The organism is Acidovorax sp. HMWF018 (assembly GCF_003061035.1).
GTDB lineage: Bacteria > Pseudomonadota > Gammaproteobacteria > Burkholderiales > Burkholderiaceae_C > Acidovorax > Acidovorax delafieldii.
The window spans coordinates 1-9,019 of sequence record NZ_QAIM01000122.1 but is presented as its reverse complement, the minus strand read 5'-3'; the positions used below and the strand labels follow the sequence as shown (position 1 = coordinate 9,019).

Annotated in this window: 9 protein-coding genes and 1 pseudogene; 4 read left to right on the top strand and 6 right to left on the bottom strand. The window is 64.7% G+C overall.

Going from position 1 to position 9,019, the window contains the following annotated elements; all coding sequences use genetic code 11:
• From DBR23_RS04550 to DBR23_RS04540, 3 genes and pseudogenes are all read right to left on the bottom strand, one after another.
• A pseudogene (locus DBR23_RS04550) lies at positions 1–618 on the bottom strand (hypothetical protein); the annotation flags it as partial.
• A 37-nt stretch (positions 619–655) separates the two neighbouring features.
• On the bottom strand, positions 656–1,408 hold the full coding sequence (locus tag DBR23_RS04545) for a M48 family metallopeptidase (protein ID WP_108497457.1): 753 nt from the start codon (positions 1,406–1,408) through the stop codon (positions 656–658).
• A 325-nt stretch (positions 1,409–1,733) separates the two neighbouring features.
• Positions 1,734–2,219 carry a CZB domain-containing protein gene (locus DBR23_RS04540; RefSeq protein ID WP_015015652.1) on the bottom strand — a complete coding sequence of 162 codons (486 nt, stop codon included), beginning with the start codon at positions 2,217–2,219 and terminating at the stop codon, positions 1,734–1,736.
• 204 nt (positions 2,220–2,423) lie between these two features.
• Between DBR23_RS04540 and DBR23_RS04535 the strand changes: the two genes are divergently transcribed.
• Entirely contained in the window at positions 2,424–3,452 is a 1,029-nt protein-coding gene (locus tag DBR23_RS04535; RefSeq protein WP_108497456.1) for an LLM class flavin-dependent oxidoreductase, read from the top strand.
• A gap of 43 nt (positions 3,453–3,495) precedes the next feature.
• On the opposite strand, the gene DBR23_RS04530 is transcribed toward DBR23_RS04535, so the two are convergent.
• Positions 3,496–4,245: an SDR family NAD(P)-dependent oxidoreductase gene (locus DBR23_RS04530; RefSeq protein WP_108497455.1), complete on the bottom strand. Its 750-nt coding sequence runs from the start codon at positions 4,243–4,245 to the stop codon at positions 3,496–3,498.
• 241 nt (positions 4,246–4,486) lie between these two features.
• Here DBR23_RS04530 and gspF point away from each other — a divergent pair, with 241 nt between their 5' ends.
• The 3 genes from gspF to DBR23_RS04515 all read left to right on the top strand — a co-directional run bounded on the left by gspF (position 4,487) and on the right by DBR23_RS04515 (position 7,260).
• Complete coding sequence (gspF, locus tag DBR23_RS04525) at positions 4,487–5,719, top strand: type II secretion system inner membrane protein GspF (protein ID WP_108497454.1); 1,233 nt, start codon at positions 4,487–4,489, stop codon at positions 5,717–5,719.
• 4 nt (positions 5,720–5,723) lie between these two features.
• Positions 5,724–6,650 (top strand): 5'-nucleotidase, encoded by a 927-nt coding sequence (locus tag DBR23_RS04520; RefSeq protein ID WP_056746929.1) that lies wholly within the window; start codon positions 5,724–5,726, stop codon positions 6,648–6,650.
• 202 nt (positions 6,651–6,852) lie between these two features.
• The gene (locus tag DBR23_RS04515; RefSeq protein WP_108497453.1) at positions 6,853–7,260 is read left to right on the top strand and encodes an EF-hand domain-containing protein; all 408 of its coding nucleotides are present in this window, start codon (positions 6,853–6,855) and stop codon (positions 7,258–7,260) included.
• A gap of 288 nt (positions 7,261–7,548) precedes the next feature.
• Here DBR23_RS04515 and DBR23_RS04510 read toward each other — a convergent pair whose 3' ends face one another.
• Together DBR23_RS04510 and DBR23_RS04505 are read right to left on the bottom strand one after the other, a co-directional pair.
• A complete protein-coding gene (locus tag DBR23_RS04510) occupies positions 7,549–7,980 on the bottom strand; it encodes a hypothetical protein (RefSeq protein ID WP_056746930.1) in 432 nt (143 codons plus the stop codon).
• 484 nt (positions 7,981–8,464) lie between these two features.
• Positions 8,465–8,962 (bottom strand): DUF1854 domain-containing protein, encoded by a 498-nt coding sequence (locus tag DBR23_RS04505; RefSeq protein WP_108497458.1) that lies wholly within the window; start codon positions 8,960–8,962, stop codon positions 8,465–8,467.
• Positions 8,963–9,019 lie beyond the last annotated feature (57 nt).

Here is a 9,019-nt window from a genome sequence, read left to right as displayed (position 1 = left end):
CCCAAATGGGCGGCGCAAGAGGCCACAAAATCCAAAAAATGGCGTCTTCCGCGTTCGCGCGGGAAATTTCGAGGGCTTGTTCAGCGTAGCCTTAGACCACTCCTTGGCTCTGAACGCGTTTGGAGGAGGCGAGTAGCCGTGCTGGGACATGACCCAAGCCACGAACGATCCACACCAAGCGTCCTTCTTGCCAGAATCGTCTTTGGCCCAGTATTTGGCGGCCTTGTGATACTCCATGATGCGCGGATTGGCACTGGCACCTGCCACTTCTTTCTGACCCAGTTCGCGTTCGGCCGTCGCGATCCAAGGAGCCCCCAAATCAGCGCTGGAGGGCGCGGGGTTGGTCAAGGCAAGCTTCGATTGCACCGTGTTTTCGGCGTCAGCCCGGCACATGAGCTCGGTCATTGTTTTGCTGCCAGGCCGAATCAACCCATCCGGACGCGTTATGCCTATGTTGCGTTGAAAGGCCTGAATCTTGAAAATGGTCCGCGCCCCGGGCGAACCATCTGCCACCAGTTGCTGAACACCCGGCATGTCAATCTCGTTGAGCAACCGCTGAACGATCATGGTGTCGTTCAAGGAATTGCGGCCGCCTTGGCCAACGGTATCCGTGATCATCGGCGTCTCCTATGCGCTCGGTGGATGTTCAAGGCTTTCACGCCAACTGCGTCTTCATCCGCTCCGCCCGCTCCTTCGGCGAGGGGTGGGTGGACAGAAAGTTGCTCAAATCACCGCCCGACATCGCGGCCAGCTTTTCCAGTGCGCTCACGCAGGCACTCGGCTGGTAGCGCTTGGCTTTCATGAAGCCCATCGCGTAATCGTCGGCCTCGCGTTCGTTGCTTTGGGAGTGCTGGGCGCGCACCACTTTTTCAAACAGATCTCCCAGTTGCGAGTCGGCGATGGCGCCGGCGCGGCTGTTGCTGGACGAGACGGCATTGCGCAGGGCGCTGGTGCGCAGGGCCGCCTGGATGCGGGCCTTGCTGTGGCCCTTTTTGACGTGGCCGATTTCGTGGCCGATGACGTAGCGCACTTCGTCATCGGTGAACTTGTCCATCAGGCCCGAGTACACACGGATGGTGCCGTTGGCCATGGCAAAGGCGTTGATGTCCGGGGTGAGGTAGACCTTGAAGTTCATCTTCAGGCCGTCATACGTGCCCAAGCCCGCCGTGAGTTTGTTCAGGCGCGTGGCGTAAGGGTTGCCGGCGGGGGCAATGCGGTTTTGGCGGTCGCTTTCAGCGGCCATCTGGTCAAAGGCAGCCTTGACCTCGTCGTCGGTCAGCGACTCGGATTTGGCCAGGTCCTTGCCCGCGTCGAGCATCTTGCCCAGGTCAAACTGTGCCCAGACGGGCGATACGGCACTCACGCCGGATGCCAGGGTCACAAGCGTCAGTAGTTGGCGGCGGTCCATCGAATTCCCTCTCTCTTCTTTATCGTTGCTTTAGGTATGGATGTTTTATCGAGCAACCTTGTGCAAGCAAAGGTTCTCAAGTGCGCCGAAATATAGCGACGCCACCTCCTGATTCCGGCGGTGGGTCCTGTCTGCAGATGTAAGAGCTGTGTGCCGATGCTCGGTGCGGTCAGTGCGCCAAAGCGTCGTTCACGTGCGCTCTAAAAAGGGTATCGCTGGCGACACATCCACCTTCGCGCGGCGCGACGCGCGCAGCGGCAGAGGATTGCTGCTTCAGAAGGCCGAACGGCTTGGCAGAAAATGCCACCACCCGGGGTGGTGCGGCTCAGCGCCCCAGCCCGCGCTTGAGCTCCTTGAGCAGCAGCAGCACCTGGTTGGATGCGTGTCGGCAACTGCCGTTGAGCAGCTGCGCCGCCTTGGGCTGGTCGCCCGACTGGAAAGCTGTCACCACGTCGGCCGCCTGCTGGTGAAAGTATTTGTGCCGCGCCACCAGCATGTCGAACGCTGGGTAATGCCCCAGGCGCACCCGGCCCGTGCCGTAGAGCCATCGGCCCAGGTCACAGCGGTCGTCCTGGCAGATGCGTTCGGGCCGCATGACTTCGTCGGAGCGCCCGTTGACCATGTCTTGCAGCTGCAGGCGCCAGCGCTCGTGGCTGGCAATGGCGGCGTCGATGTCGATCTCGGTCATCAGCGTGGCCGCGTACTCGGCGTCCAGCACCAGTTCACTGCCGTTGTCTTCCATGGCCCAGGTGGTCTCGGGGCTGGTGGGGTCCTGCTCCCGGATCTTGAACAAGCGGCTGAAAAAACCCATGCGTCATCCCTTTTGCGCGACTGGCCCGCGCAGCGCGAAATGGCGGCCAGCGCGGAAATGTCTTGAAACATTCTGTGGCGCCTCCGCAGTTTTGGCTACCAAAAAATGGCCCCTTCGTAAAAATGTGCGTGGGCAACCCCGCTGCCACTGCCAGCTCTGCGCCCACCGCCTGCACAAAAGCAACGGCAGCCGGACAATGGGCGCATGACTTCCACTCCCCGCCGCCCTGCCCTTTCCATGCTTGATCTGGTGGCCGTCCGCGAAGGCGGCACCGTGGCCCATGCGCTGCAGATTGCGCTGCGCACCGCCCAGCATGCCGAAAAACTGGGCTTTGCCCGCTATTGGCTGGCCGAGCACCACAACATGGCGGGCATTGCCAGCTCCGCCACCGCCGTGCTGGTAGGCCACATTGCGGGTGGTACCTCGCGCATCCGCGTCGGGTCGGGCGGCGTGATGCTGCCTAACCATGCCCCGCTGGTGGTGGCCGAGGCCTTTGGCACACTGGCCGAGCTGTACCCCGACCGCATCGACCTGGGCCTGGGCCGCGCGCCGGGCACCGACCCCACCACCATGCGAGCACTGCGCCGCAACCGGGTGGAAACCGAAGAAGACTTTCCCCGCGACGTGGCAGAGTTGCAGCGCCTGCTGGCCCCTGCCGAGCCCGGCCAGCGCCTGATTGCCATGCCAGGCGCGGGCACCAATGTGCCGATCTGGCTGCTGGGCTCCAGCCTGTTTTCGGCCCAGCTCGCAGCCGAGCGCGGTTTGCCGTATGCGTTCGCCTCGCACTTTGCGCCGCGCCTGCTGCACCAGGCCATCGACCTGTACCGCAATCTGTACCGGCCGTCTGCCGCCTGGCCCAAGCCCTATGTGGCCATTGGCGTGCCGCTGATCGCTGCCCCGACGGACGAAGAGGCCGACTACCTGGCCAGCAGCACCTACCAGCGCGTGCTCGGCATCTTGACGGGTGACCGCCGCCGCCTGCTGCCGCCCATCGAGAACTACGCTGCGCGCCTGCAACCCCAAGAGCGTGCAGCGATTGGCGACTTTTTGGCTGCGGCCGTGATTGGCGGGCCGGACACGGTGCGTGCAGGGCTGGCCAGCCTAAGCGAAGCCACAGGCGCCGACGAGCTGATGCTGGTGAGCGATGTGTACGACCCTGCGCTGCGTTTGCGCTCGCTGGACATTGCCGCCAAGGCCCACGCCACACTGGGCCAGGCCGCCGTCGCGGCCTGAGCACCTGGGCAGCCGGCGGGCGCCTGGGCGCCGCTCTCATTCTTCAGCGCGCCAGGTAGCCGCCATCCACGGGGTAGTACGCCCCGGTCACAAACGACGCCTTGCTGGACGCGAGCCAGGTCACCAGTTCGGCCACCTCCTCGGGCTGCCCCAGGCGGCCGATGGGGTGGGCGCCAACCAACATGGCGTTGATGCCGGCGTCCTGCTCCAGCCCGCTGATCATGGGCGTGTGGATGAAAGCAGGGCCCACGGCATTGACGCGCACGCCGTGCGCGCTGTATTCGATGGCCGCAGCCTTGGTCAGCCCCACCACCCCGTGCTTGGCCGCCGTGTAGGCGGGCGCCGTGGCAAAGCCCACCGAACCCAGGATAGACGCCATGTTGATGATGGAGCCGCCACCGTTCTTCAGCATCGCGGCGATCTGGTACTTCATGCCGTAGAACACGCCCGACAGGTTGATGTTGATGACCTGCGCCCAGCCGTCCAGCGGGTAGTCGGCCGTAGGCGCCTGCGGGCCACCGATGCCCGCGTTGTTGCAGGCCACGTCCAGGCGGCCGTAGTGGACGACGGTGCGCTGCACCAGCGCCTCGCAATCCTCGGGCTTGCCCACGTCAGCCGCTACAAAGATCGCATCGCCCCCGGCTGCGCGCACCTGCGCGGCGGTTTCCTCGCCCGCCTGCACATTCACATCCGACACCACCACCTTGGCACCTTCACGCGCCCACACCAGCGCAATCGCGCGGCCGATGCCCGAAGATGCGCCCGTTACCAATGCCACCTTGTTTTTCAGCATGAAAGACCCCTTGTTCGTTCCAAACGCCTGCAACCTGATGCCACAGATCAACTTTCATTCTGCGCGTGCCATGCGTCAGCGCCTTGACCTGTGTCATGCCCCGGGCAAGGGAGTCGAGTGGAAGCCCCCGGCCTTGGGTAGCGGCTACCATCAGGGTCTGCCAAGCCTGCGGCGGACATCCGTCCGTTGCAGGACTGCCTGATTTCCACGCCGACGCCCCACCACCCACGCCCGCATTTGCATGCCTGCTTTTTCCTTTGAAGCCCTGGACGCCCAGGGCCAGACCCGCAAAGGCCTCCTGGAGGCTGACACCGCCAAGGCCGCACGCAGCCTGCTGCGGGCCCAGGCGCTGGTACCGCTGGCGGTGGAGCTGGTGCAGACGGGCCAGTCGCTGGACGGCCGGTCCGCCAGCCTGGGCCAGCGCCTGTTCACCCGGCCGGTGTTCAGCGCGACGGGGCTGGCCATCTGGACACGGCAGATCGCCGGGCTGGTGTCGTCGGGCCTGCCGCTGGAACGTGCACTCACCGCGCTGTCCGAAGAAGCCGACGATGAACGCCAGCGCCACCTGGTGGCGGCCCTGCGCGCCGAGGTCAATGCGGGTGCCACCTTTGCCCGCGCACTTTCGCAGCACCCGCGCGAGTTCTCTGACATCTACTGCGCCGTGATCGGTGCGGGCGAGCACAGCGGCAACCTGGGCCTGGTGCTGGAGCGCCTGGCCGACGACCTGGAAGAGCGCCAGGCACTCAAGGCCAAGCTGGTGGGCGCTGCGCTGTACCCGGCCATCGTGACCCTGGTGGCCATCGTGATCGTGTTGTTCCTGGTGGGCTATGTGGTGCCGCAGGTGGCCAGCGTGTTTGCAGGCACCAAGCGGGCGTTGCCGTTCCTGACAGTGGCCATGCTGGGCCTCAGCGCCTTTGTGCGAAGCTATGGCTGGGTGATGTTGATTGCTTCTATTTTGATAGCACTTGGGACAAGATGGGCGCTCACCATAGGCCATATTCGCGAGAAATTTGATGCCGCCTGGCTCAATCTGCCCCTGGTGGGCAAACTGGCGCGCGGCTACAACGCAGCACGGTTTGCCGGCACGCTGGCCATGCTGGCAGGCGCCGGGGTGCCGATCCTGAAGGCCTTGCAGGCGGCTGCTGAAACGCTGAACAACCGCGCGCTGCGGGCCGACGCGCTCGACGCCCTGGTTCTGGTGCGCGAGGGTGCCCCGCTGGCCTCGGCCCTGGCCCAAAAGAAACGCTTTCCGGGCCTGCTGTCGATGTTTGCACGCCTGGGCGAACAGACCGGACAACTGCCCGTGATGCTGCAGCGCGCGGCCCGCCAGCTCTCGGCAGAGGTCCAGCGCCGCGCCATGGCCCTGGCTACGATCCTGGAGCCGCTGCTCATCGTGGGCATGGGCCTGATCGTGATGCTCATCGTGCTGGCCGTGCTGCTACCGATCATCCAGCTCAACCAGTTTGTAAAGTGACCTTATGGCCGTGACGCTCGACGACAAGCTGGTAGTCGCGATTTCCTCGCGCGCGCTGTTCAATTTTGAGGAAGAGAACCGCGTCTTCGAAAAGGACAACGACCGCGCCTACGTGGACATGCAGCGCCAGCGGCTCGACGTACCTGCTGCGCCGGGCGTGGCGTTTTCACTGGTGCGCAAGCTGCTCGCGTTCAATACCTCCGAGCACCAGCGCGTGGAGGTGGTGCTGCTGTCGCGCAATGACCCGGTGAGCGGCATGCGCGTGTTCCGCTCGTGCCATGCCCATGGTCTGCCCACCATCCAGCGCGGTGTGTTCACGCAAGGGCGCGACCCGTTTCGCTACCTGCGGCCGCTGGGTGCACACCTTTTCCTGTCCGCCAACGAGGCCGACGTGCGCGAGGCCTTGCACCTGGGCTACCCCGCCGCGCGGGTGGTGACGGAGTCGGTGCAGGCGGGCGACTCCAACCCCAACGAAGTGCGGATTGCCTTTGACGGCGACGCCGTGTTGTTCTCCGATGAGGCCGAGCGCGTGTACCAGGCGGAGGGGCTGGCCGCCTTCCAGCAGCACGAGACCGACAAGGCCGCACAGCCCCTGCCCGACGGCCCGTTCAAACCCCTGCTGGCCGCCTTGCACCGCCTGCAGTCTGCGGGCGAGGCCGGTGGCACCGGCATGCGCATCCGCACCGCGCTCGTCACCGCCCGCAGCGCCCCCGCGCACGAGCGCGCCATCCGTACCCTGATGGACTGGAACATTGCGGTGGACGAAGCCATGTTCCTGGGCGGCCTGCCCAAGGGCGAATTTCTGCGCGAGTTCGAACCCGATTTCTTCTTTGACGACCAGACCGGCCACGTCACGTCGGCAGCGCGCCACGTGCCTGCGGGCCATGTGAACAGCGGCATCTCGAATCCGGTGCGGGTCGCGGGGAACTGACCCGCAGGAGCCTCGGCTGCAGGCTGGCGCGCTGTGCCCCTCTGCACCCAGCCCTTGGGAAAAGTTCTGCAAAGACTTGCAACGCCCGGTGAAAGCCTGCAAAGCCCCGGTTGCAAACCACCGCCATCGCCCCCCATGTGCCACCATGGCCGTTGAGACTTCGAAGGAGAACACTTTGCGCATTCGCACATCCCTAGCGTTCATGGGGTTGCAAAGGGCGGTACTGGCGACCGTGGCCCTGTTGGCAGCCTGTGCAGCACTGGCACAAACGCCCCCACCAGCACCGGCCCCTCCAGCGGAGACACACGCCGCCACAGAGCCCGCAGCGGCAGTAAGCCCCGGCGAGCTGAAGGCCCAACGTGAATTCAAGATGCTGGACTTCAACGGGGACGGCAAGCTCAGCCGCTCTGAGGTGAAGCTGTTCCCGCGCCTGGCGGCGGCCTTTGACGAGGCCGACACGGATGGCGATGGCTTTGTGTCATATGCCGAAGTCCGTGCCTTCGCCGCCAAGTACCGCGCCGAGCGTGATCGCCAGCGAGCAGCGGCACAAGCGGCTGCGACGTCGGCGGCACCGGCTGCGCCGCCCCCTGCGCCAGAGACCCGTCCGTGAGGAACGCTGGTTGCACTTTGCCAAGCGGCAAAGCCCAAAAAATCAGTCCAATCGACTTGGAGCGCTAGTGCAATATGCACCGTCAGCTATCCATTTAATAGCAGAAAAATACCAGACGCATCGAGGCAGTACCCACGGATTCTGTGCGCACGGCACCGTGCACCCACTGCATGCAGCGCCTGTACGTCACAGTTTGCCGCTGCGCAGTGGCTTCGCTGCACTGCACCGGGCTCGCCACCGCACGCAATGGGCCGCCCTCAGGGCAGTCAACCCGGCAGCGCCAGCTGCTCAGGCGCCACCGGTGCGCTTGACCTTGGGGTCGGTGTAGGTCAGCGGCTCGTTCTTGGCCTGCTGGGCCAGGCGCTCCTGCAAGGTCATCTTGTTGACGTCCTGCGCTACCTCTACCGCGCTGCCGCTGGCGCGCCACATCGACTGGATGAACTCCAGCAGCTGCTTGTAGATCGGCTCTTTGGGAGGCTCCGGCGGCTCTTCGACGGTGTCTTTCTTTTTTACCGCCGTCCAGTCCCGGTTGGGCGCCTCGGGCGCCGAGGGTTTGTCCGGCTCGCGCACGATCGCCCCCTCACCCATCCGGTCCATGGACTCGACAGGGTTGGGAGCGTTGATGGGACGCACCGGAGGCGCACCCGAGGCGCCAGTGGAATACAAATCAGCGCCCTGAGGACGCCAGGACGGCGATCGATCGACAGGTGGCATTTGCATGACATTGGCCCGTAGTTGAACAAAAGGTACAGAGGGTCTTTCGGCCTCTTCGTACATTCATTACGGCAAAAAGAAGGGTGAATTTAGGTCTTTTTCACCGATTGAACGAAATTTAGGGTTTTCCCTAGTAAAAAGCCAGCTTTTTGGGACGGTTTAGCGTCAGGCAGGGACCACGAAGGTGCCAAACAGTGCCCCGAATGGGCCGAATCGGCTGAACAGAGCGCTGGGCATGCGCCGAATGTCGCAACAGCACCACGCCGTCAGAAGGCCGGGCGCCCGCTGGCCATCACCCGCTGCAGGGGAACAGGCAGAAAAGTAAGCGGCTCGGGCCGTGCGCAAGGAACGCGCAAGAGGGAGTCTCCGCCGGCCCCCATTCCCGACAGAGCATGTTGACGGTCTTGCAGAGGAGCGCAGACAGGCTCCTACGCCTGGCGGGACAAGGTCCGAGCCCAGGACGGAGCCGGCTTGACTCCGCCTTACAAGGTCAAAGAAAGCGTTCGAGCAAGCGGCGCGAATGCTTGTCCAGTGCCGTGGTGTCCTTCACACGGAACTGCAAGCCGTCGCCCCCGGCAATCAGCAGCCGGGTGCGCCCGCCCAGGCGGCGGATGTCCTCTTCGGCCTTGAGCACCAGGCGGGCAGGCCCTCGGTCGGTCTCCAAATCCCAGGTGCTGGGGGTCGAGAAACTAGAAACGGCGAGGATTTTCTGGATAGTGGGCACAAACTCGCGCACCTCCAGCTCTTCATCAATGAGCTGCCGGGCGGTGCCCGTCACGGCCTCCAGCCGGGGAACCCACAGCAGCTCATGACCGTCGGTGCCCACCAGGGACAGCCCCTCGCCCGGCGCAGCGATAGGAAAGGCACGCACGGGAGTCACGCCCTCATGGGCCGTGCCATCGGCCAGGGTCAGGACGAGGCGGCCGTGCGGGTTGCGCGTGAGCTGGAAGGCGGGGGTGGACGACGATGGGGTCAGGGAAGCATTCATGGCAGGGTCGCTCACAGCGTCTCAGGGGTTGCCGGCGGGGTGGGCAGGGTGCAGCAG